The sequence below is a fragment of the Enterobacter cloacae complex sp. P16RS2 genome (assembly GCF_014982155.1).
Classification (GTDB): Bacteria; Pseudomonadota; Gammaproteobacteria; order Enterobacterales; family Enterobacteriaceae; genus Enterobacter; species Enterobacter cloacae_M.
Window position 1 is genome coordinate 100,320 of sequence record NZ_JADCKW010000013.1, and the last position, 23,345, is coordinate 123,664.

Below are 23,345 nucleotides of genomic sequence, written 5' to 3' on the forward strand. Positions count from 1 at the left end.
CGGGTCCCTCTCAGACGGACAAATTATTTATTTTCATCTGCATCATTTCGCTCAGCGCAGGTGAAGCATTGCTCTCTACGCCAGCTTGCCACGCTTTACGCGCGCCCGCTTTGTCACCTTTGCTCAGCAGTGCTTCACCGCGCAGATCGGCAACGATGGCAGCAAAACCTTCGCCTTTGATGGTATCGAGCGTTTTCAGCGCATCGTCAGCTTTTTTCTGCTGAACCTGAATACGTGCCAGGCGCAGATTGATCACCGCTTTCAGGTTCTCATCGCTGGCCGCAGCAAGGCTCTGCGAGAGCTGTGCAGCGGCTTTATCCAGTTCGTTCTTATCAACGTACTGCTGAGCCACTTCCAGCGCAGCCAGTGCACCGTAGGTGTTTTTGTTGTCAGCCGCAAATTTTTCTGCCGCAGCCAGCGTTTGCGGCTGATCGGCACGAATTGCGCTCACGGTATTTTCATAGGACAGCGACGCGCCACGCGCGGAATCTGCCTGATGATTGTTCCAGTAACGCCAGCCCACCAGCGCACCGATACCTAAAATAACCCCAACAACCAGCGCTTTGCCGTTTTCAACAAAGAAGCGCTTAATCGCGTCGACCTGATCGTGTTCGTTCTCGTAAATTTCCACGCAGTCCTTCTCCTTAGCCCAATAGAGTGCGCAAGTGCGCCGCAACGCTGTCCTGCGTTACCGTTGTCTGCTCACCAGAGCGCAGGTCCTTCACCACCACTTCGCCGTTAGCCACTTCGGACTCGCCCAGCACCAGTGCAATACTTGCGCCCCACTTATCGGCACGAGCAAACTGTTTTTTGAAGTTGCCGCCGCCATGGTTGGTCATCAGCTTAACGCCCGGCAGCGCATCGCGCACGCGTTCGGCAAGCTGCATCGCCGCAGACTGCGTTTCCGCGCCTGAAGCCACCAGGTATATATCGACAACGGAATCTGCTTTAAATTCCGGATTAACTGCCTGAACCAGCAAAACAAGTCGCTCAAGGCCCATCGCGAAGCCAACAGCAGGGGCTGCGCGACCGCCAAGTTGCTCAACCAGACCGTCATAACGGCCGCCCGCACATACGGTACCCTGAGAACCGAGGCTGGTGGTCACCCACTCAAACACGGTACGGTTGTAATAGTCCAGACCGCGCACAAGGCGCTGGTTCACGGTATAGGCGATTCCTGCCGCCTCAAGCAGCTTGCACAGGCCCGCGAAGTGTTCGCGAGATTCTTCATCCAGGTAGTCACCCAGCGCAGGCGCATCGTTCAGCAGTGCCTGAACATCCGCGTTTTTGGAATCCAGAACGCGCAGCGGGTTACTGTACATGCGACGTTTGCAGTCTTCGTCCAGCTTCTCTTTATGCTGTTCCAGGAACGCCACCAGCGCATCGCGGTAGCTAGCGCGTGCTTCCAGAGAACCGATAGAGTTCAGCTCAAGGGAAACGTGATCGGCGATACCGAGGGCGCGCCACCAGCGGGCGGTCAGCATAATCAGTTCGGCGTCAATGTCCGGGCCCTGCAGGCCAAAGACTTCCACACCCAGCTGATTGAACTGGCGATAACGACCTTTCTGAGGACGTTCGTGGCGGAACATCGGGCCGATATACCACAGGCGCTGCTCCTGATTGTACAGAAGACCATGTTCGATGCCGGCGCGTACGCATCCCGCCGTACCTTCCGGACGCAGGGTCAGGCTGTCGCCGTTGCGGTCCTCAAAGGTGTACATCTCTTTTTCAACCACGTCGGTGACTTCACCGATCGCGCGTTTGAATAACGGGGTCTGCTCTACAATCGGCAAACGGATTTCGCTGTAACCGTAGCTGCCGAGCACCTGCTTCAGTGTGCCTTCAATGCGCTGCCAGATGGCGGTTTCGCCAGGCAGATAATCGTTCATGCCGCGGATGGCTTGAATGTTTTTTGCCACGTTTATTCTCTTTCTATATACAAAAAAAACCCAAAGAATGGGTTCAATCATACATGGGAAGCGGCACGCTTCCCATCACGTTATTTTTCAACCTGCTGAACGCTTATACGCTGTGTTTCGTCCATCATGGCGGCTTTGGCGCGGATACGGGCCTCAAGCTGGTCGATCATGTCGCTATTATCCAGACGATCTTTACGAACGCCATCTTCATAGAGACCACTTTTCTTGTTACCGCCGGTCACGCCAAGAGTTGACACCAGTGCTTCACCCGGACCGTTTACCACGCAGCCGATGATGGAGACGTCCATCGGGGTGATAATATCTTCCAGACGCTGCTCCAGGGCATTCACCGTGCCGATCACATCAAACTCCTGACGCGAGCAGGTTGGGCAGGCAATGAAGTTGATCCCACGCGCGCGAATGCGCAGCGACTTCAGGATATCGAAACCGACTTTGATCTCTTCGACCGGATCGGCCGCCAGCGAGACGCGCAGGGTGTCACCGATGCCTTCAGAGAGCAGCAGCCCCAGACCGATCGCAGATTTTACAGAGCCACTGCGCAGGCCGCCCGCTTCGGTGATCCCGAGGTGAAGAGGCTGGTCGATCTGCTTTGCCAGCAGACGATAAGACTCTACCGCCAGGAACACGTCGGACGCTTTTACGCTGACTTTGAACTGATCGAAGTTAAGGCGATCGAGATGATCGACATGACGCATCGCGGATTCGAGCAGCGCCTGTGGCGTAGGCTCGCCGTATTTTTCCTGCAGGTCTTTTTCCAGGGAACCGGCGTTAACGCCGATACGGATAGGAATATTTTTATCGCGGGCGCAGTCCACGACCATGCGGATACGCTCTTCGTTACCGATGTTGCCCGGGTTAATGCGCAGGCAATCGACGCCGTATTCGGCCACTTTCAGCGCGATGCGGTAGTCGAAGTGAATATCAGCCACCAGCGGAACGCTGACCTGCTGTTTGATCAGTTTGAACGCCTCAGCGGCATCCATGGTCGGGACGGAGACGCGAACAATGTCCGCGCCTACACGTTCTAATGCTTTGATTTGATTGACCGTCGCTTCTACATCGGTAGTGCGCGTGTTGGTCATCGACTGAACGGCGATAGGTGCCCCATCGCCGATTGGCACATTCCCAACGTAAATCCGTTTCGATTTTCTACGTTGAATCGGAGCCTGGTTATGCATGAAAAATCTCCCGCGTTGCCCGTCTGTTACTGTGCTGCTGATTGTTCGGCATTAACGGTAAGACGTGCAACCTGGTTAGTTCTGATAAAGCGGCTCAGGTCGATAGGTTTTCCTTGATACTGGATCTGTACCGCTGCCGGAGCGCCGATTTTAAGTTTATAGGGAGCCTGGCCGGTTAGGTTTAACGTGCCATCTTTACGCTGCAGGCCGCTGAACAGTTTTTTACCTGTCGCGTCAGTCACTTCCAGCCAGCAGTCGGCGCTGAAGTTCATCACCAGCGCGTTGGGATCGGCTGCTGTCGCCGTACCCGCCGGGCTGGTTGGCAGAGTCGCTGCGCTATTGTCCGCAGGCTGAGTAGCCGCAGGCGCGTTCGCCGCTGTATCAACATTAGCCTGAGAAGGGGCAACAACCGCGTTTTGATCCTGAGCCTGCGGCGCAGCGGTGTTAGCCGTTGCTGCCGGAGCCTGTGCTGCATCGGTCGCCGACGCGTCTGGCGCTGCGGTCTGTGGCTCGCTTGAGGACGCTGAACCGTCGGTATTTAGCGGCACGTTCTGGGCATTCTCACTTCCGGCCTGGTTGAGTTCGGCGGAGGATTGATCGGCCATAGTGGTAATCTCTTCCTGCTGGGCCTTGTGGTTTTGCCACCACCATGCGCCGGTCAGACCGATCACCACAAACAGCACCAGCCAGGTAAAGCTCATCAGCCAGCCATCGCGTTTTTTACGACGTTTCCCCAGGGAGAAGGTCTGCATCGGCGCAACTTTTGCTGCACGGACCGGTGCCTGCTTCTCCATCATTGGCAGTAATTCGTTTTCGGGGATATGCACCAGTTTTGCGTAAGAGCGGATATAACCGCGCAAGAACGTTGAAGCCAGATCGGCAGGTGCCTTATCTTCTTCAATATCGCGAACCGTGGAAACCTTCAGGCACAAGCGTTCCGCAACGGCTTGCTGGCTGAGTCCGAGTTGTTCACGGGCGTTGCGAAGACGAACGCCAGTGGAGAGTGCTTCATGTTGGTCGTGAGTGGCTTCAGTATTCATTCGCTACAACTACTGGTACGTGAAAAATAAGGGTTCAGGTGCCGGTGAGTCACAATGCCACCCGCACCGCGAAACTTCTGGTCAGTTAACCTTGAACAGAGAGTATAAGACTGTCAGCCCGGAGATGACAGTACAGCCCTGCCCGTACGGCTAAACTGTTGTTACGTCGTTACATACTGCCCGAAAGTCGGATGAAACGCACCGTAATTATTGTTCAGTCATCACGAATCTGACTGATTATTCAGTAAGAGTATGCTTCACGGCGCAGATAATGCGCCGTGAGTGCATAATAATCAAACAGCTTTAACCGCGATCGTCTCGCCCTGCATGCGTTTACGCAGGGTACGCTTGGTGCGGTCAATAACATCACCTGCCAGCTGTCCGCATGCTGCATCAATGTCATCACCACGGGTTTTACGCACGATGGTGGTGAAACCATACTCCATCAGCACCTTGGAGAAACGGTCGATACGGCTGTTCGAGCTACGGCCATACGGCGCGCCCGGGAACGGGTTCCACGGGATCAGGTTGATTTTGCATGGTGTATCTTTCAGCAGTTCAGCCAGCTGATGCGCATGTTCGGTACCGTCGTTGACGTGGTCAAGCATCACGTACTCGATGGTGACGCGGCCCTGGTTGGCGTTGGATTTCTCCAGATAGCGACGCACCGCAGCGAGGAAGGTTTCGATATTGTACTTTTTGTTGATCGGCACAATTTCGTCACGAATTTCGTCGTTTGGTGCATGCAGAGAGATCGCCAGCGCTACGTCAATCATATCGCCCAGCTTGTCCAGCGCAGGCACAACGCCAGAGGTAGACAACGTGACGCGACGCTTGGACAGACCAAAACCGAAGTCATCCAGCATGATTTCCATCGCCGGAACGACGTTGGTCAGGTTCAGCAGCGGCTCACCCATACCCATCATCACCACGTTGGTGATAGGACGCGTACCGGTTACTTTTGCCGCACCCACGATTTTCGCGGCACGCCAGACCTGGCCGATAATTTCTGACACCCGCAGGTTACGGTTAAAGCCTTGCTGCGCGGTAGAGCAGAATTTGCACTCCAGCGCACAGCCTACCTGAGAGGAGACACACAGCGTGGCGCGGTCTTCTTCCGGGATGTAGACGGTCTCAACGCGCTGATCGCCGACCGCAATCGCCCATTTGATGGTGCCATCTGCGGATCGCTGCTCTTCCACCACTTCCGGTGCGCGGATTTCAGCCACTTCTTTGAGCTTGTTGCGCAGGACCTTGTTGATGTCAGTCATGTCATCGAAATTGTCGCTGCAGTAATGGTACATCCACTTCATGACCTGATCGGCACGAAACGGCTTTTCACCCATCTCTTTAAAGAACTCGCGCATCTGCTGACGGTTCAGATCCAGCAGGTTGATTTTTCCATTTTTATTGGGAACCGCAGGAATGGCGACTTCGGAGGTATTCACTAATTCAGACATAATATTTTCCGGCCTCGTTGTTACACGTTATGGCCCATGGAGGGTTGAATAGAAACGCCCCGGAAAGCGGTCTGCTCGTCCGGGGCGTTGCATTGTACAAAGTCTGGCGCAGGGATGCCACGTCTGGACGCGGCATTTACGAAAATAATGTGTAAACGAAACCGTTAAATTAACGGGTGCGTGGACACACTTCGCCTTCTGCGAAGAAGAAAGCGATTTCGCGTGCAGCAGATTCAACAGAGTCAGAACCGTGGGTACCGTTCTCGGTGAAGCTGTCCGCATAGTCAGCGCGCAGAGTGCCTGCCAGCGCGTTGTCCGGGTTGGTTGCGCCCAGCAGGTCGCGGTGACGCTGTACTGCGTTTTCGCCTTCCAGCACGGATACCACGATTGGACCGGAAGTCATGAACTCCACCAGGCCGTCAAAGAATGGGCGACCTTCGTGCTCAGCGTAGAAGCCGCGCGCCTGCTCAACGGTCAGGTGCAGCATTTTGGTGCCAACAATTTTGAACCCTGCAGATTCAAAGCGAGCGAAGATGCTGCCAATAACGTTTTTTGCCACCGCGTTTGGTTTGATGATGGAAAAAGTACGTTCAATAGCCATGATAACCTCTGTCAATGTTCTGTTGTTTTGCATACCTGAGTATGGTGTGGCGCGGATTATAATGAGCAATAGCGCCATTGCCTATGGATTCAGGTAACATTTTTTTAAAATAAGACGAGTTTTAGCAACAGCTCACATCAGAAAGCTGTTTTCAGATCACTGCAAAGTAAAATTCACCGTCGCGACCTGCCCGGTCTCATCCATAACGAGTAACTGATAATCGCCAGATTTATCAAGCTGTAATGTGTAAACTCTTCCCTTCACATTCAGCGGTTCACCGTTCAAAAACCACCAGCGCTCACCGCTATTGCCGGTCGCCTGAAGCGGCAGCGAAACGCGGGATTCCCCCGGCAGACGTTTGATGACGGCCCCTTCACGCACGCCTGTCAGGATGAGTGGCGCAGGTGCGTCCTGCGACAGCGGAGGACAGGTGGTTGATGAAGAAGGAACCCGTACCGCGCGACGCTCGGTCGCCGGCAGCCACGGCTCCAGCGGCAGCGGCCAGACATCCAGGACTTTTTCAGTTGCATCAGGGCAATCTGCCGCCACGCGTTTACCCGTTTTATCCAGCCAGACCGGAAATCGAATGCCGCGTATCCCTTCCTGTTCGGGCAATAGCAGCGTGGGCGGTTCACTCCCTTCCAGCAGCCAGGTCGACAGGCGACGCCGACAGTTTTCGCTTCCTTCCGGCAGCGACTGGCCGCCCGGCCAGCAGATCACGCCCCGCCCTACGCTCTCCGGACGCGGGTCGCGCGGCAGGCGGGCTTCGTCTACCGTTGAGCGTGACTGAAGCAGGTTGTTTACCTGATTTAAGAGTGGAACCGCGCTGGCGAAACCAAACTGCCCCGCTACGGGCGTGCCGTCCGGTCGTCCTGTCCAGATGCCTATTACGTAACGGGCATTCAGACCAATCGCCCAGGCATCACGGTAGCCGTAGCTGGTGCCGGTTTTCCACGCCAGCGGCGCGATTTGCGGTAGCGCATTATCCGGGAGCGGCTGCGCCTCGTTCGCCAGAATACGGCGAATAATCCACGCCGAGCCTTGCGACAGCAGCGGACGTTCAATGAGCGGATCGCCCGGCCGTAAACGCAGCCTTCCCGCCTTACCGTGTCGGGCAAAGGCGCTGTAGGCCGCTGTGATATCCGCCAGCCGGGCGCCTGCCCCGCCGAGGATCAGGGACAGATTCGGCTGCGCACCCGCGGGCAGGATCAGCGGCAATCCCGCGTTGCTCAGCATCCCGGCAAAACGTTTTGGCCCGTAGGCTTCCAGTACCTGTACCGCGGGCAGGTTGAGGGAGCGCACCAGCGCTTCACTCATGCTGACCGGTCCGTGGAACCCACTGTCAAAATTCCCGGGGCGATAATCACCGGTTTTTCTGGGAACGTCCTGGAGCAGCGAGGCGGGATGGATCAGGCCATCGTCCAGCGCCATACCGTAAATAAAGGGCTTTAACACCGATCCCGGGGATCGGATCGCATTGACCATATCCACGTGGCTGAAACGCGTGTCATCGTTAATATCCACCGAGCCGACCCAGCCGCGCACTTTCATATCCGTATGATCCACGACGATCATCGCCAGCGAGCTACGTGCCGGCAGGCGAGATTTCCAGTTCATCGCCAGCTCTTCCAGCTGCCGCTGTAGCCCGGCATCCAGCGTGGTGACAATTTTAGTGTCGCGGCTTTTGCCTAGCATCATGCGCGCAAAGAGCGGTGCCAGCTGCGGCATCTGCCGGGGCGCCAGCCATACCGATTCCTCCCGTGATTCTTTGACCTGCTTCGCAGACCAGACGCCCTGCGTGACCATGCGGTCGAGCACTTTGTTGCGCGCCGCTTCTGCCCGTTCAGGCCATCGGTCCGGACGCAAGCGGCTGGGTGCCTGCGGCAGTACCGCCAGCAGCGCCGCTTCGGAATAGCTGAGCTGCGACGGCGGTTTGCCGAGATAGGTCCAGCTTGCCGCTCCGACGCCCTGCAGCGTGCCGCCAAACGGAGCGCGGTTGAGATAGAGGGTGAGAATGTCTCGCTTGGAAAGATGCCACTCCAGCTGCATCGCCCGCCAGAGCTGACGAACTTTGCCGCCAAAGGTGCGCGGATGTGGGTCCAGCAGGCGTGCCACCTGCATTGTGAGCGTGCTTCCGCCAGAGACGACTTTGCCAGAACTGAGATCCTGCCAGGCAGCGCGCAGGACAGAAAGCGGGTTTACGCCAGGGTGATCCCAGAACCAGCGATCTTCATACTGGATCAGCGCCTCAAGGTAGCGGGGAGAAACCTCTTCAATGGTAACCGGGTAGCGCCAGATACCGTCGCTATCGGCAAAACGCCAGAGCGGCGTGCCCTTCTCATCCACCACCACCCGGGCGGGGTTAACCTCTTTCAGAGGCAACGGCCACAGGCGGTCGGCGGCGACGATCAGCCCCCATAAAACGAGAAGCGCTCCCGCCAGCCATAGCCAGCGGGAGCGTGTCAGACGTGCCATTCGCATATTACGGAACAACAATCAGCGGGCCGCTGGCCGCCCCCGTTGCCCGCCACTGCGGAACGTACATAGACTCCACCATCGGGACCGGCACCTGATAGGTTCCCGGCGTCACGGCACGGGCCAGATAGACCAGCGTGACCGGCTGACCTTCGTTTACCGGTACGGCAGCCACAAAGCGGTCGTCGCGGAATTCCATATGCTGAATGTCCGCCTGCTGCATCTGGCTGAGCAGGTTCTGTACTTCGCTACCGCTGTCCTGCAGGCTGGCGCTGCTGCTTGCCAGGTTCTGGTTTTCCAGCTCCAGACCCGCAGGGAGGAGATCCACCACCAGCGCATCCGGCACGTTCTGGCTGGCTTTAACGTCCAGCCACACCAGCACCAGCTCACCGCTCTTCAGGGTAGAGAGTGATTTAGTGCTGCCGTCGGTTGCCAGTATATGACGTTCAACCTGCAGCACGTTCGCGCTCGGCTGAGGCGCGTATTCCGGATAGCCGGTGCTGTCCAGACGCACCCACAGCGGTGTTGTCCCTGTATTGGTCACCTGCAGCGCACCAAGCTGGTCGCCGCTCACGTTTTGTACCAGTGACTTATCGCCGCCAGATGCGGTCTCAGACAGAGAGGTTTTCGCCTGCCATGTACCGGACAAGGTTTGCAGCGAACGTCCGGCCAGGAACAGCGCATTGCTCTCCTGCGTTGACAGCCAGCGCTGGCTGAAGGCCTGTTCAGACAGAGCATTCAGCAGCGTATTCTGCGCATCCGGCAGCAGCTTGTACTCCTCCAGCAGGGAGAGCATCAGAGCGTTATCGCGAAGCTGGCTGCCGTAATCGGCCATCCAGGTTTTGCTGTCGTTACGCGGCGTTTTGAGTGCCAGGTCCAGCGCCTGCTGGCTGCGCGGTGCATCGCCCATCAGTTTGAGCGCCATGCCCAGCTGCATCAGCGGCAACCCGGAAGCCGCCTGCTTGTGGCGATCCCAGATTTCACGCAGCGCGCCCAGCGGCGCTTTTTGCTGACGTGCCAGCACCAGCGCGGCATAGGCCTGCACGGCGAACTTGCTGGCCTGAGTATCATCGCTGTAGCGAATGGACATCATTCCCGGATCCTGGAGGTAGCGCAGCAGGCGGTTATTGGCGTTATTCACCGCATCGGCAGGTACGCTGTAACCCTGCTCGCCCGCGCGCACCAGGAAGTCGGTCACGTAGGCGGTCAGCCAGTACTCTTCCGGGCCGTTTTTATCCCACAGCGCAAAACCTCCGTCTTCACGCTGCATCTGCAGCAGACGGGAGATGCCAATATCAATCGCCGCACGGCGCTTATCATCGGTGTCGCCTTTGATGCCAAGTGCAGTCAGCTGCGCCGCGTTGGTGTAGAGCGACGGGAACAGACCGCTGGTGGTCTGTTCCAGGCAGCCATACGGATACGCCTGCAGTTCGCGAATATAGCGCGCCAGGTTAAGCGGTGGTTTGCCGCTCAGCAGCAGCTGTCCCTGCAGGGTAGCAGGAGAGAAACCGTTACTATGCTGCGCCGGTGCGGTCCAGGACTCGCCGGGATTCAGCATGGCACCGGTATTCACCGTCTGCGCCGGGAATGCCGGACGCACGCCGATTTTCCAGCTCTTCTGCTGCGGGGCGAAGGTCTCACCCGGGAGCTGCAGGCCGGTCACCTGAGCGATCACTTCACCGTCACCATAACCGTCCAGCGCACGCACCGGAATAAACAGGGTGTTGCGTGCGCCAGGAGACAGCTGAATCGGCTGCGGCTGCCCGCCTTCCAGCGACAGTTTTCCTGTCGCGGTCAGGGCGACGTTCAGCGTTTGCGGCTGGTCGGTGAGGTTAGTGATATCCAGCGTCAGCCGCGAGGTATCCCCGCTTGCCAGGAAGCGCGGCGTATTAAGCTCGGCAATGACCGGCGCGGCCACCACAACCTTGCTTTCACTGCTGCCGAAATCGTCCTCCGTCCAGGCCTGCGCCATCAGACGCAGCTCACCGTTGAAATCACCAATCGGCAGCGTAATCGTGCCTTCTCCGTTGGCATCCAGCGTAACCGGCTGTGCCTGCTGGGCAATAATGGTGACGTGGTTCACCGGCGGCTTACCGCCGCGCTTAAGCTCATCACCGTCACCACCAAAGCGCAGCGCGGCCAGGCGGCCCTGCCCTTCGATGACCTGGCCGTAGATATCGTAAATGTCCGCGCCATAGCGCTTCTGGCCGAAGAAAGCCTGCCACGGATCGGGCGTAACGTAATCGGTAATATTCAGCACGCCGCTGTCCACCGCAGAGACAAGCACGTTCACTTTCTGCGGCACCGCACCCTCTTTCACGCTGGCTTTCACCTTCACTGAGAGCGTCTGGTTTGGACGCATTTTCTGCGGGTTATCGATCGCAATGTTCAGACGGCGATTTTCATCGCCCATCGGCAGATGCAGCAGGCCGACCGCGCGTTTCGGCGTGGCGGATTTGGATTTATCACCAGGACGCACCACCAGCGTGCTCAGATAGAGATCGTGACGCTTCCAGGCTTTGTCGACCGGGATAGCGAGATCAAGCCCGTTTGCCGGTACGTCGATCTCTTTCCACCACAGCGGCCCTTCGCTGGACTCGATCATCGCATAGCCCTTACCTGCTGCCGGCGCTGCAATGTGCAGGTTAATGGTATCGCCTGGCTGATAGGCTGGCTTATCCATTTTAAGCGTCACACGGTCAGGCCGAGCGGCCCCGGTGCCGTCGCTGTTATCCTGCCAGCTGTAGCCTGCCCAGAAGCGCACGCTGCTGACCATCTCATCAGGCGCTTTAACTTCCAGACGGTATGAGCCCCACTCCACCGGGAAGGTGACTTTACCCGTCTCGTCAGCCTTGAGAGTCAGCTCCTGCTCGCCTTCGACCAGGTCTTTCTGATCGAACTGCGACTGCCAGCCTTCGCTCTCAGACCAGTTCCAGAAGTAGTCACGGCGCTCGCGAATGAGACGAACCTGCAAACCGGACACCGCTTTTTTCGCGCCGCTGGCATCGGCGTAAACGATGTCGAAGCTGGCATTGCCGTTCTCGTCGACAATCGGCTGGTTGACGGTGGTATCGGTTCGGTAGTCGTAAACGGCTTTACTGGCGAACTGAGGGCGGATACCCGGCAGCTCAGCCGCAGGCCAGATTGCCTGCTCAGCGCGACGCGTCACCGGACGACCGCCCGACTCCAGCAGGCTGGCCTGCAGGATCAGCTGCAGCGGAGAGTGCACTTCTTTCCACTGGCTTTCGGTAGAAACCTGCCCACGCCCCTGCTCATCAAGCGTAAGCTGCACTTCATCCAGACTGCGGCTCAGGTTCTCCTCAGCGATATCGCCAAACTGGAAGCCCGGCAGCGCAGCCACCGCGTCACGCAGCGGACGCAGGAAAAGCTGGCCCTGCAGAGAATTACCGTTGGCCGGTGCGCCATACAGGTAATAGCCCACCACGTTAAAGTCGACGTTATCCTGCGGTGATAGCGGCGATTTTTGTCCGCTCAGGTTCAATGCCATACGCTCGGGCATGAAGTCTTCGACGTGGAAGTCCCACAGGCGCTGCAGGTTATCGCCCGTGTTGGCACGGATATGCCACATACCGGTCTGCGCTCCGCTGTCCAGCGGATAGTTAAAGCGATAGAGCCCATTCTCTGGCTTGACGACAATCGTACGCGCGACCTGTCCATCCGGGCGCAGCACGTCAAGCTTCACGGGCTGATCGGGAAGCGGCTTACCGTCACTGTCGCGCAGTAAGCCGTTGAGGATCACCGTTTCACCCGGACGATAGAGATCGCGCGGGCCAAACATGAAGAATTGCTTGCTGTAGCCGGGGCTACCGGCAATATCGAACTCCGCCAGATCCAGCGCCGGAAGCTTGAGGTCAAGCAGCGTGGTCTGGCCGTCTTTGCTCGCCAGAATTAGCGCGGCTTCTTTGTCCGTTTCAAGCTTCGCATGACCGTCAGCGTCGCTCTTCGCCTCAGCGAGAGTCTGGCCTTTGTCGTTCAGCAGCGTGACGGTCACGCCGGACTGCGCCGCACCGTTTTCCAGACTCTGAGTGAAAATATCCAGGCGGTTATGGTAACGGTGAGCGGACAGACCAATATCGCTTAAGGTAAAGAGCGTTGCGGCGTTGCTGTAGTTGTAGTGCCCCGCCTGGTTCATGACCGCGATGTAAACGCCAGACTGCTGGAGCGGTTTAATATCCTTCAGGGGCAACAGCAATTTTTCGCGCGTATTGCGCGCCGGATTAAGATCGAATCGACCGGTGTAAACCAGCTCCGCCATCTTCAGCAGGTTATCGGATTCCCAGCTGGTCAGCGAGTTACGGTACTCCCACTGGCTGACAAGGGAGGCCAGCGATTCCGGCTTCACGCGGTAAAAGTTGACATCGACATTGTTGACGTTGAGCGCCATCACCGGCAGACCTTCCACCACCTTACCCGGCAGCAGCGAGCCGCGGCTGGCAAAACCAACGGTCGGTTCAATGTCCCGGGTGGTCAGGGCTTTTTCATAATCAATGCCAAACGTCGCCTTGTTCAGCGCCTGCAGGTCACGTTCAACGGTGACGACCAGGTTACGGTTAGGTTCCAGATGGCGCAGTCGAAGCTCTTTCAGGTTAGGCGCAAGTTCCCACGCCCCGTCAACCTTGCCGCTTTTCTTATCCACGACATGCACCGTTTTGGCGAAATCCTGATCGGGATTTAGCGGAACAGAAAAGGTCAGCACCAGCGTGGCGGCACCGTCGAGCTGAACTTCAGAGGTATCCAGCAACGTCAGCGCTTTTCCCTGACTCTGGGCAGCCAGTTTAGCCAGCGTGTCAGCATTGGGCTTTTCCGCGGCTTTCGGTGTGGATGCGATGGATGCCGCGGGAGCCGCAGCCTGGGGTTTATTGTCGCTGTTATCACAGCCGACAAGCGTAAACGTGGTAAGCAGCGCAAGAGAGAGCGCGGCTAAGCGAAACGGTTTCATCCTTTATCCCTGGCCCATGGAGCCTGTTGGTCGTCGTCCGGATAAGTATTATCCGCAAGTTTCATTAATTCAAAAAGGCCAATTTTAAAATCTGGAAAGCGTCTCGCAGAATGGCATCACGTCGCTACGCCGTGATGGAACCGCGATCACAGCACATAACGTCACATGTTACCTTTCAAGTCATTTGTTTTTAAAACAAGAAGATAGCTGGCTAAGCTCGCCTGAAGGCTGCTAGTTTTATGACCATGACGCACCCCGAGTGCGCGGTTCAAAAAGAGAGAAAGCCATGAAACGAGCCGTGAACGCCCTACAAAATTTCGGAAAATCATTGTACGGACCGGTACTTATCTTACCGATCGTCGGTCTGTTTATCGCCTTTGGTAACGTGCTGGGTAACGGTAATCTCGCCGAGTACCTGCCGTTTCTTGGACATCCTCTGATTCAGCATACTGGTCAGCTTATCGCGAAATCTGCCGTGTCGGTGCTGGTTAACCTGGCGCTGGTGTTTGCCGTCGGTATCCCGATTGGTCTGGCGACGCGTGATAAAGGCTATGCCGCGCTGATTGGCCTGGTCACCTTTATCGTGTTCATCAACGCCATGAACGTCACGCTGCAGCTGCAGGGCGCGCTGGCGCCAGTTGCCCAGATGAAAGCGGCCGGACAGACCATGGTGCTGGGCGTGCAGGTGCTGGAGATGGGCGTTTTTGCCGGGATCCTGACCGGGGCGCTCTCCGGATATCTGTACAACAAATACTCCGGCGTACAGTTTAATGGCGCAATGGCGATTTACTCCGGCCACTGTTTTGTCGCCATCGTCATGCTTCCCGTCTCCATGCTGCTCGGCGTGGTGATGAGTGAACTGTGGCCGTTTGCCCAGCACGGCATTAGCGCCCTGGCGCTGGCCATCAAAGGCTCCGGGCCGTTTGGCGTGGCAATCTACGGTTTCCTGGAACGTATTCTGGTCCCCACCGGCCTGCATCATCTGGTTTATACCCCGTTCCTCTATACCGAGCTGGGCGGCACGCAGGAAGTGTGCGGCGCAACCTATCAGGGCGCGCGCAATATCTACTTCGCCGAGATGGCCTGCCCGGACGTGAAGCAGCTCAGCAGCACCGTGGTGTGGGACGCGCGCGGCATCAGCAAGATGTTCGGCCTGCCAGCCGCCGCGCTGGCGATGTATATGACCGCAAAGCCGGAGCGTAAAGCCATTGCGAAAGCCATTCTGATCCCGGCGGCGCTGACCTCGCTGCTGGTCGGCGTAACCGAGCCGATTGAGTTCTCCTTCCTGTTCGTCGCTCCGCTGCTGTTCGTGATGCATGCGGTGCTGACCGGCATCGGCATGATGCTGTTCTCGCTGCTGGGCGTTCACGCCATCGGCGCCAACGGGATTATCGACTTCATCCTCTACAACCTGCCGCTTGGCACGGAGAAGTCCAACTGGCCGATGTACATCGTGGTCGGGCTGATCATGTTTGCCCTCTACTTCGTGGTGTTCCGCTTCCTGATCCTGCGCTTCAACATGAAAACGCCGGGCCGTGAGGATGACGATCGGGAGACGCGCCTCTACAGCAAGCAGGAGTACCAGGCGAAGGGCAATAATGACGGGCTGGGCGAATCCATCGTGACGGGTCTGGGCGGTAGGGAAAACATCGAGGTGGTGGACAACTGCTACACCCGCTTACGCGTCACGGTGAAGGACGTCGCCATTATCGACGAGCCGAGGCTCAAGGCGACCGGCGCGAAAGGGATTATCAAACAAGGTAACAACGTTCAGGTGGTCTACGGGCTGCACGTCAAAAAAATGCGAGAAGCCGTTGAGACGTTTCTCTGAAAGGAGCTAAAGATGTTTATACCCCCATTCATTCTGTCGATTGCCGGCGGCGGTAGCACCTACACGCCGGGCATTGTGAAAAGCCTGATGGTGCGCCTGCAGGATTTCCCGCTGGCTGAAATCCGCCTTTATGACATCGACGAGGCGCGCCAGAACACCATTGCGCCCGTCGTCGAAAAGGTCATTCGCGACCACAGCCAGAGCATCAAGTTCACCGTTACCAGTGACCCGGAAGTGGCGTTCAGCGACGCGCATTTCGTCTTCGCCCAGATGCGCGTCGGCCAGTACAAGATGCGCGAGCAGGATGAGAAGATCCCGCTGCGCCACGGCGTGGTCGGGCAGGAAACGTGCGGGCCCGGCGGCCTGGCGTACGGGCTGCGCACGATCCTGCCAATGGTGGAGCTTATCGATCTGGTCGATCGCTACGCGCACGAAAAAGCCTGGATCGTGAACTACTCCAACCCGGCGGCGATCGTCGCGGAGGGCGTGCGCCGGCTGCGTCCGGACGCGCGGGTTCTTAACATCTGCGATATGCCGGTGGCCGCGATGCGCAATATGGGGGCGATTCTGGGTGTCGATCGCCGCAGGCTGGAGGTGGACTACTTCGGCCTGAACCACTTCGGCTGGTTTACCCGCGTGCTGGTGGACGGCGAAGACAAGCTTCCCGAGCTGCGTAAACATATCGCGAAGTTTGGCCTGCTGACGGAAGATGCGGCCAAAACCGACCCGCAGCACTCGGATCCTTCGTGGGTAAAAACCTGGCGCAACATTAAGCCAATCATGGACAACTTCCCGGAGTATCTGCCGAACCCGTACCTGCAGTACTACCTGATGCCGAACCAGATTGTGGAGCATCAGAACCCGGACTATACCCGCGCCAATGAAGTCATGGACGGGCGCGAGAAAAAGCTGTTCGCCGCAGCTGAAGAATACAAGCGCACCGGGATCCTGCCGGATGCCTTCCACGTGGGCGTTCACGGCGAGTTTATCGTCGATGTTGCCTGCTCGCTGGCCTTTAACCTGCGGAGCCGCCATCTGGTGATGGTGGAGAACCGCGGCGCGATTACCAACCTGCCTTACGATGCGGTGGTGGAAGTGCCCGCTTATATCACCTCCGAAGGGCCAGAACCGATTCGCGTCGGTCAGGTGCCGCTGTTCCATCAGACCCTTTTGCAACAGCAGCTCGCTTCTGAACAGCTGCTGGTGGAGGCGACCATCGAGGGCTGCTATGAGAAAGCCCTGCAGGCGTTTACCCTCAACCGCACCGTGCCGACCATGGAGCACGCGAAAGCGATTCTGGATGAGATGATCGAGGCCAACCGCGACTACTGGCCAGCGCTGCAAAAAGCCTGGCAGGACGGCGAACCGGTGAAAAAATAGGGGCTTGCTCGCGAGTTGAACGTGGTTTGCTTGTCGGTGTCAGAAAAAACACCGACAATCCTTTTTTACGGAAAAGAATGGAGGCAACCCATGTCCACCTCATATTTTGTCGCCGCCGACTGGCTGATTGAGCACGGTGACGATCCGGAAGTTCAGATTATTGACGCGCGTATGGCCCCGGCCGGGCAGGAACACCTTCGCGATATGGTCGCGGAATACCGTGCCGGACATCTGCCTGGCGCGGTATTTTTTGATATCGAAGCCCTCTCCGATTGCAACTCTCCCCTGCCGCACATGCTGCCGCGCCCGGAAGCGTTTTCCGTGGCGATGCGCGAGCTGGGCGTCAGCAAAGACAAACACCTCGTTGTTTATGATGAAGGTAACCTCTTCTCCGCACCGCGCGCGTGGTGGATGCTGAAAAACTTCGGTGTGGAAAAAGTCTCTATTCTGGCGGGCGGGCTGGCGGGCTGGAAGCGCGACGAGCTGCCGCTCCAGCAGGGCGACGTGACGCTGCCGGAAGGCGAATTCGATGCCACGTTCGACGCGCACGTGGTAAAACGCCTGACCGACGTGCTGGTCGTGAGCCATGAAAAAACGGCGCAAATCGTCGATGCCCGTCCTGCTCCGCGCTTCAATGCCGAAGCGGATGAACCGCGTCCAGGGCTGAAGCGGGGGCATATTCCGGGGGCGCTGAACGTGCCGTGGGGCGATCTGGTGTTTGAGGGAGAGCTGAAAACCACCGACGAACTGCGCGCCATTTTTGACCGTGCCGGCGTTGATTTACACCGTCCGATTATTGCCAGCTGCGGCTCCGGCGTAACGGCCTGCGTGGTGATCCTGGCGCTCGCCACGCTTGGCGTAAACGACGTCACACTTTACGACGGTGCCTGGAGCGAATGGGGTGCGCGGGACGATCTGCCTGTCGAACCCGCGAAATAATGGATAACCGCCTGGTCACGCTGTTAACGCGCGGGGCGTCGCTGACCCGCGCGGAGTATCGCGTCCTCGCCCACCTCACGGAGCACCCGCAGCTGGTGGGCAACATCACGGTTCGCGAGCTGGCGCAGGCGACGTTTGTTTCTACCGCCACCATCATGCGGCTGTGTCAGAAGCTGGGGTTTAGCGGCTTCAGCGAGTTTATCTGGCACTGCAAGCAGCTGCTCTCCGACACGCCGCATATTGCCGCCCAGGCGCCCTCCCTTCCAGAACTCCCGGTGCTGTTTAATCAGTTTATCGCCAACTATCAGCACACCTTCCAGTGGGTCACGCAGGAGAAGCGCCAGCAGTTTGCCGACCTGCTGCGCCAGAAAGAAAGCTTCTTTCTCTACGGGGCCGGGTTTTCCTATCTGTTTGCGGAGTACCTGACCAAGAAGCTGCAGGTGCTGGGCAAAACGGCGTTTATTTCCGGGCCGGGAGACAGCCGGAATATTTTCCTCAGCAACGCCTCACGCTATCAGGTGTTTATTGCCGTCTCGCGCAGCGGCGAAACGGAGCAGGTGCTGGATAAAGCGCGGATTGCCAAAAACGTCGGTATGACGATTGTCGCGTTTACCCGCGCCTCGGCCAATACGCTGGCGGGGATGGCGGACGTGCATTTTGCCCTCTATGACGAAGCGGTACACTTCGCCGCCGAAGCCGCGGGGGTGACGTCGTTTGAGTCGAATCTGGTGCTGCTGATGGATTTACTGCTGCTGGAAGCAACGGGGTGATATTCACCCCGCCGTAATCAGATGATGCGGTTGGTTTTGAGATCGCGCAGGAAGCCGCCCCAGCGACGCTCGTAGAACGGGGTGATGTGCTCGGTAATAAAGTGGCTGATGCCCTTCTCGCCGTTCTTCACCTGGCAGATATCAATCGGCTCGTCGCCCGGCAGCGTGTCGGTCGCCACGCTTCCCGCCGCCTGAATGATGTCGTCGATATCGCCGTCCGCCTCAATACCAATCAGCAGCACCGGCTGCTCGTCCGCACGCTCTTTAATGGAGCAGAGAAACGCGCGTCTAACCGGTTTCAGGGTTTTGAACAGCGTCGTCAGGGAATCAATCATCTGCGCGGGCGGCTCGGCCACTTCAGACAGCAGCAGCGTTTCGCCCCCTTCCAGCACTTCCTGGGTGCTGAGCGGGTTGCCCTCTTCACCTAACAGATGGCTGATTTCACGCGGCGTAAACTCTTTCCCGGTCGGCAGCTTCGCGTTAAGGAACAGCGTCTGGCCCAGCGTCATTTCGAACAGGGTACGCACCGGCATCACCACGAACGCCTGTTCGTCTTCTACCGCTTCCTGCAGGGCTTCCAGCGAGGTAAAGAACGGGATCACCGACGTGCCGTCGTCTTTCTCCCAGTGCAGCAGATCCAGCGCGCTGTCTTCTACAACCTGCTCACCTTCCGCCGCGGTGCCCGGCACCCAGACGGTGGATTCCAGCAGCATGCGGAAAAATGCCGGACGGTGGGCGGGCTCGGTCGCCGCCTGCTCCAGCAGGGTTTCTAATTCGTTTTTGGTTTCGGACATAACAATTCCAGATGATGCATTTCCCCTCACCCCGGCCCTCCCTCAAGGGAGAGGGAGCAAACCATGCCCTCTCCCCTTGGGAGAGGGTTAGGGTGAGGGCAATAAAGATTACTCAGCCGTCAGCAGGTTCGCCACGGTACGCACGCCCAGACCGGTCGCGCCAGCGGACCACTGCTCAACCGCCGCTTTACGGTAGGTTGCCGAGCAGTCGATGTGCAGCCAGCCTTCGTGATAATTCTCAACGAAGTGGGACAGGAAGCCTGCCGCCGTGCTTGCACCCGCAGGGTACGCCGCGCTCGCCGTGTTGTTCAGCTCGGCAAAGTTGGACGGCAGCTGGCTGCGGTGGAACTCGGCCAGCGGCAGACGCCAGAACGGTTCGTTTTCGGCAGCGGCGCTTGCCAGCAGGCGAGCGGCCAGCTTGTCGTCAAAGCTGAACAGCGCGTGGTAGTCGTTGCCCAGGGCGGTTTTTGCCGCGCCGGTCAGGGTCGCCATGTCAATAATCAGCTCTGGCTTCTGGGCAGACGCGTCGATCAGGCCATCGGCCAGCACCAGGCGGCCTTCGGCGTCGGTGTTCATCACTTCGACGTTTTTGCCGTTGCGATAGCGAATAATGTCGCCCAGCTTGAAGGCGTTACCGCTCACCATGTTGTCCGCGCAGCACAGATACAGCTTCACGCGCTTGTTCAGACCGCGGGTGATGGCGAACGCCAGCGCGCCGGTGATAGTTGCCGCGCCGCCCATGTCGGACTTCATGGAGTCCATGAACGCGCTCTGCTTCAGGCTGTAGCCGCCGGTATCGAAGGTGATACCTTTACCCACCAGGCAGGCAAAGACCGGCGCCGCTTTATCGCCGGTTGGGTTGTAATCCAGCGCCAGCAGGACCGGAGGACGCTCAGAACCACGACCCACGGTGTGGATGCCCATGTAATTCTGCTCGCGCAGATCTTCACCTTTGGTAATGCGGTAGGACATCTTGTCGCCCGCCACGCCGCACAGCAGGTCAACCGCGCGCTGCGCCAGCTGCTCAGGACCAAGCTCTTCCGCCGGGGCGTTGATGGTGTCACGCACCCAGTCGATGATTTGCAGGCGGCTTTCCAGCTCTTTTTGACCGGCAGCGTCAAGGTTTGCCCACTCAATTTTGCGGGTGCCTTTCGGCCCTTTGTAGCCAGCCCAGAATGCCCAGCTGCGGTCGGTGTCCCAGCCTTCGCCTTCCAGGGACACATGCTTAATGCCCAGGCCGTCAATTTTACGCGCGGCGCGCTGGATCAGGCCCAAATCATCGTTGCCCGTCAGGTGCAGGGTAATGCCGTCGTTGTTGATGCTGTAGGTGGCTTTCTCGCCCCAGCGCGCATCGGCTGGCTGCGTAGAGAGCGTAATCTTCATCGCTTCGGTCATTTTATTTATCCTTATTAGCAAACGGGCCGCCTGAAGGCAGCCCATAGAGTCTCTTTCCACTAAATGATTCGCGTTGCAGGAAGGCGGCAAGCGAGTGAATCCCCGGGAGCAGAGATAACTCTGTGACCGGGGTGAACAAGCGCAGCCAACGCATCGGCAACGTGAAGCATGACGTGGAAATTATTCTGCTTCATCTAACCAGACTAACAGAATCGCCTCCAGAATTTTTTCATTGGATGCGTTTGGGTCGTCGTCGAAATCCTCTAAATCGCAGATCCACTGATGCATGTCGGTGAATCGTACGGTCTTAGGATCGAGATCCGGGTTTGCGTCGTAGAGCGCTTCGCCGATTTCACGGCTGTCTGTCCACTTAAGTCCCATATCAATGCTCGCGTGCGTGGTTGATGGTGTAGCGTGGGAATTCCACGACCAGATCTTCATCGGTCACCGCGGCCTGGCAGCTCAGGCGGCTGTCAGGCTCCAGACCCCATGCTTTATCCAGCATGTCGTCTTCGTCTTCGGTGCTCTCGGCGAGAGAGTCGAAACCTTCACGCACGATGCAGTGGCAGGTGGTGCAGGCACAGGATTTTTCACAGGCGTGTTCCACTTCGATACCTGCACGCAGGGCAACATCGAGAATGGTTTCACCGGTCTTCGCTTCCAGAACAGCGCCATCCGGACAGAGGTCCGCATGAGGCAAAATAACAATCTTTGGCATATTAAACCTCGTCCACGGACTGGCCTTTCAGCGCGACGCGGACAGATTTGTCCATGCGGCGAGCAGCAAAGTCCTGGGTTTGTTTATCAACGTTTTTAATGGCTTCTTCTATTGCGTCAGCGTCATTACCTTCTGCTACTGCGCTTAAATGCGCGGCAGCGTCGTCAATCACCTGGCGCTCAGCGGCGCTTAACAGCGCGGCATCGGCAGCGAGCGCGCCGTTCAGGCTCTCCAGCACGCGGGCGGCTTCAACTTTCTGTTCAGCCAGCATACGCGCCTTCACATCCTGCTCGGCGTAGCTCATTGAGTCCTGAATCATGGAGGCGATTTCGCCATCGGTCAGGCCGTAGGACGGCTTCACCTGAATGGACGATTCCACGCCGGTGGATTTTTCCATCGCCGTGACGCTCAGCAGGCCGTCGGCGTCCACCTGGAAGGTGACGCGAATATGCGCCCCGCCCGCAGGCAGCGCCGGGATGCCGCGCAGCGCAAAGCGCGCCAGAGAGCGGCAGTCCTGCACCAGCTCGCGTTCGCCCTGCATCACGTGGATAGACATCGCGGTCTGGCCGTCTTTGAAGGTCGTGAACTCCTGCGCGCGCGCCACCGGAATAGTGGTGTTACGCGGGATCACTTTCTCTACCAGGCCGCCCATGGTTTCTAACCCGAGCGACAGCGGGATGACGTCCAGCAGCAGCATTTCGCTGTCCGGCTTGTTGCCGACCAGAATATCGGCCTGGATTGCGGCGCCCACGGCAACCACTTTGTCCGGATCGATGGAGGTCAGCGGCGTGCGGCCAAAGAATTCGCCCACGCGCTCGCGCACCAGCGGCACGCGGGTCGAACCGCCCACCATGACCACTTCCAGCACCTCGTTCGCCTCAACGCCCGCATCTTTCAGTGCGCGACGGCAGGCCAGCAGGGTGCGTTTCACCAGCGGGGCAATGAGATCGCTGAACTGGTCGCGGGCGATCTCACCCTGCCAGCCCGCAACGTTTACGGTAACCGTCTGCGCATCGCTCAGGGCGATTTTAGCGTCGATGGCCGCATCCAGCAGTTCACGCTGCACGCGCGCATCGCTGCGATCGCTGATGCCCGCCTGCTCGCGAATGTAATCCGCCAGCAGATGGTCGAAGTCATCGCCGCCCAGTGCGGAATCCCCGCCGGTCGCCAGCACTTCAAATACCCCGCGGCTTAAGCGCAGGATCGAGATATCAAAGGTACCGCCGCCGAGATCGTAAACCGCAATGACCCCTTCCTGACCGGAGTCGAGGCCGTAGGCAATCGCCGCCGCCGTCGGTTCGTTCAGCAGGCGCAGCACGTGCAGGCCCGCCAGACGCGCGGCGTCTTTGGTGCCCTGACGCTGTGCGTCGTCAAAATAGGCCGGAACGGTGATGACTACGCCGTCCAGTTCGCCGCCAAGCGTCGCCGTCGCGCGCGCGGCCAGCGCTTTGAGGATGTCGGAGGAAACGCGAATCGGGTTCAGCAGACCGGCCGCGGTCGCAATCATCGGCAGGCCGTTTTCACTGGCCTGCAGCTGATACGGCAGATGCGGATAGCGGGTCTGAATATCGGCCAGCGAGCGGCCCATCATGCGCTTTACGGAGCTGATGGTGTTGGCCGGATCGCGCGCGGCGTTGGCGCGGGCGTCATAGCCGACCGAGTGACCCTGCTGCTGGTAGTGGACCACGGAAGGCAGCAGATGGCGGCCCTGCTCGTCGGCCAGCGTTTCCGCCTGGCCGCTGCGCACGGTCGCCACGAGGGAATTGGTGGTGCCCAGATCGATACCCACCGCCAGACGACGCTGGTGCGGTGCGGCACTTAAGCCAGGCTCACTAATTTGTAATAAGGCCATAATTGCTTCCGA

At 58.3% G+C, this 23,345-nt stretch carries 17 protein-coding genes; 4 read left to right on the forward strand and 13 right to left on the reverse strand.

What is annotated here, in order from left to right; translation table 11 throughout:
- Positions 1–10: 10 nt before the first annotated feature.
- The 8 genes from INF68_RS09465 to INF68_RS09500 form a co-directional block, all read right to left on the reverse strand.
- The gene (locus INF68_RS09465; protein WP_023308812.1) at positions 11–631 is read right to left on the reverse strand and encodes a YfgM family protein; all 621 of its coding nucleotides are present in this window, start codon (positions 629–631) and stop codon (positions 11–13) included.
- 13 nt (positions 632–644) lie between these two features.
- A complete protein-coding gene (gene hisS / locus INF68_RS09470) occupies positions 645–1,919 on the reverse strand; it encodes a histidine--tRNA ligase (RefSeq protein ID WP_109845494.1) in 1,275 nt (424 codons plus the stop codon).
- Between the two features lie 80 nt (positions 1,920–1,999).
- Positions 2,000–3,118 carry a flavodoxin-dependent (E)-4-hydroxy-3-methylbut-2-enyl-diphosphate synthase gene (ispG, locus tag INF68_RS09475; RefSeq protein ID WP_023308814.1) on the reverse strand — a complete coding sequence of 373 codons (1,119 nt, stop codon included), beginning with the start codon at positions 3,116–3,118 and terminating at the stop codon, positions 2,000–2,002.
- A gap of 26 nt (positions 3,119–3,144) precedes the next feature.
- Positions 3,145–4,158 (reverse strand): cytoskeleton protein RodZ, encoded by a 1,014-nt coding sequence (rodZ, locus tag INF68_RS09480; RefSeq protein WP_193525312.1) that lies wholly within the window; start codon positions 4,156–4,158, stop codon positions 3,145–3,147.
- Positions 4,159–4,451: 293 nt separating this feature from the next.
- Entirely contained in the window at positions 4,452–5,618 is a 1,167-nt protein-coding gene (locus tag INF68_RS09485; protein ID WP_014171168.1) for a bifunctional tRNA (adenosine(37)-C2)-methyltransferase TrmG/ribosomal RNA large subunit methyltransferase RlmN, read from the reverse strand.
- Positions 5,619–5,787: 169 nt separating this feature from the next.
- On the reverse strand, positions 5,788–6,219 hold the full coding sequence (gene ndk / locus INF68_RS09490) for a nucleoside-diphosphate kinase (protein WP_003860625.1): 432 nt from the start codon (positions 6,217–6,219) through the stop codon (positions 5,788–5,790).
- A gap of 156 nt (positions 6,220–6,375) precedes the next feature.
- The gene (gene pbpC / locus INF68_RS09495) at positions 6,376–8,700 is read right to left on the reverse strand and encodes a peptidoglycan glycosyltransferase PbpC (RefSeq protein WP_109845496.1); all 2,325 of its coding nucleotides are present in this window, start codon (positions 8,698–8,700) and stop codon (positions 6,376–6,378) included.
- A 1-nt stretch (position 8,701) separates the two neighbouring features.
- On the reverse strand, positions 8,702–13,654 hold the full coding sequence (locus INF68_RS09500; RefSeq protein WP_126787281.1) for an alpha-2-macroglobulin: 4,953 nt from the start codon (positions 13,652–13,654) through the stop codon (positions 8,702–8,704).
- Between the two features lie 286 nt (positions 13,655–13,940).
- Here INF68_RS09500 and INF68_RS09505 point away from each other — a divergent pair, with 286 nt between their 5' ends.
- The 4 genes from INF68_RS09505 to INF68_RS09520 all read left to right on the forward strand — a co-directional run bounded on the left by INF68_RS09505 (position 13,941) and on the right by INF68_RS09520 (position 18,574).
- Positions 13,941–15,485, forward strand: coding sequence for a PTS transporter subunit EIIC (locus INF68_RS09505; RefSeq protein WP_126787282.1), 1,545 nt, complete (start codon positions 13,941–13,943; stop codon positions 15,483–15,485).
- 12 nt (positions 15,486–15,497) lie between these two features.
- Positions 15,498–16,865 carry a 6-phospho-alpha-glucosidase gene (locus INF68_RS09510; protein ID WP_109845498.1) on the forward strand — a complete coding sequence of 456 codons (1,368 nt, stop codon included), beginning with the start codon at positions 15,498–15,500 and terminating at the stop codon, positions 16,863–16,865.
- A gap of 90 nt (positions 16,866–16,955) precedes the next feature.
- The gene (sseA, locus tag INF68_RS09515) at positions 16,956–17,804 is read left to right on the forward strand and encodes a 3-mercaptopyruvate sulfurtransferase (RefSeq protein ID WP_126787283.1); all 849 of its coding nucleotides are present in this window, start codon (positions 16,956–16,958) and stop codon (positions 17,802–17,804) included.
- Positions 17,804–18,574 carry a MurR/RpiR family transcriptional regulator gene (locus tag INF68_RS09520; RefSeq protein ID WP_126787284.1) on the forward strand — a complete coding sequence of 257 codons (771 nt, stop codon included), beginning with the start codon at positions 17,804–17,806 and terminating at the stop codon, positions 18,572–18,574. Before sseA ends, INF68_RS09520 begins: the two co-directional genes overlap by 1 nt.
- Positions 18,575–18,591: 17 nt before the next feature.
- On the opposite strand, the gene sseB is transcribed toward INF68_RS09520, so the two are convergent.
- The 5 genes from sseB to hscA all read right to left on the reverse strand — a co-directional run bounded on the left by sseB (position 18,592) and on the right by hscA (position 23,333).
- The gene (gene sseB, locus INF68_RS09525) at positions 18,592–19,368 is read right to left on the reverse strand and encodes an enhanced serine sensitivity protein SseB (RefSeq protein ID WP_126787285.1); all 777 of its coding nucleotides are present in this window, start codon (positions 19,366–19,368) and stop codon (positions 18,592–18,594) included.
- A 108-nt stretch (positions 19,369–19,476) separates the two neighbouring features.
- Positions 19,477–20,763, reverse strand: a complete 1,287-nt coding sequence (pepB, locus tag INF68_RS09530; protein ID WP_023308823.1) for an aminopeptidase PepB — start codon at positions 20,761–20,763, stop codon at positions 19,477–19,479.
- Positions 20,764–20,943: 180 nt separating this feature from the next.
- On the reverse strand, positions 20,944–21,144 hold the full coding sequence (gene iscX, locus INF68_RS09535; RefSeq protein ID WP_003860650.1) for a Fe-S cluster assembly protein IscX: 201 nt from the start codon (positions 21,142–21,144) through the stop codon (positions 20,944–20,946).
- Between the two features lies 1 nt (position 21,145).
- Positions 21,146–21,481, reverse strand: a complete 336-nt coding sequence (gene fdx / locus INF68_RS09540) for an ISC system 2Fe-2S type ferredoxin (RefSeq protein ID WP_003860652.1) — start codon at positions 21,479–21,481, stop codon at positions 21,146–21,148.
- Position 21,482: 1 nt separating this feature from the next.
- Positions 21,483–23,333, reverse strand: coding sequence for a Fe-S protein assembly chaperone HscA (gene hscA / locus INF68_RS09545; RefSeq protein ID WP_126787286.1), 1,851 nt, complete (start codon positions 23,331–23,333; stop codon positions 21,483–21,485).
- Between the last annotated feature and the right edge of the window lie 12 nt (positions 23,334–23,345).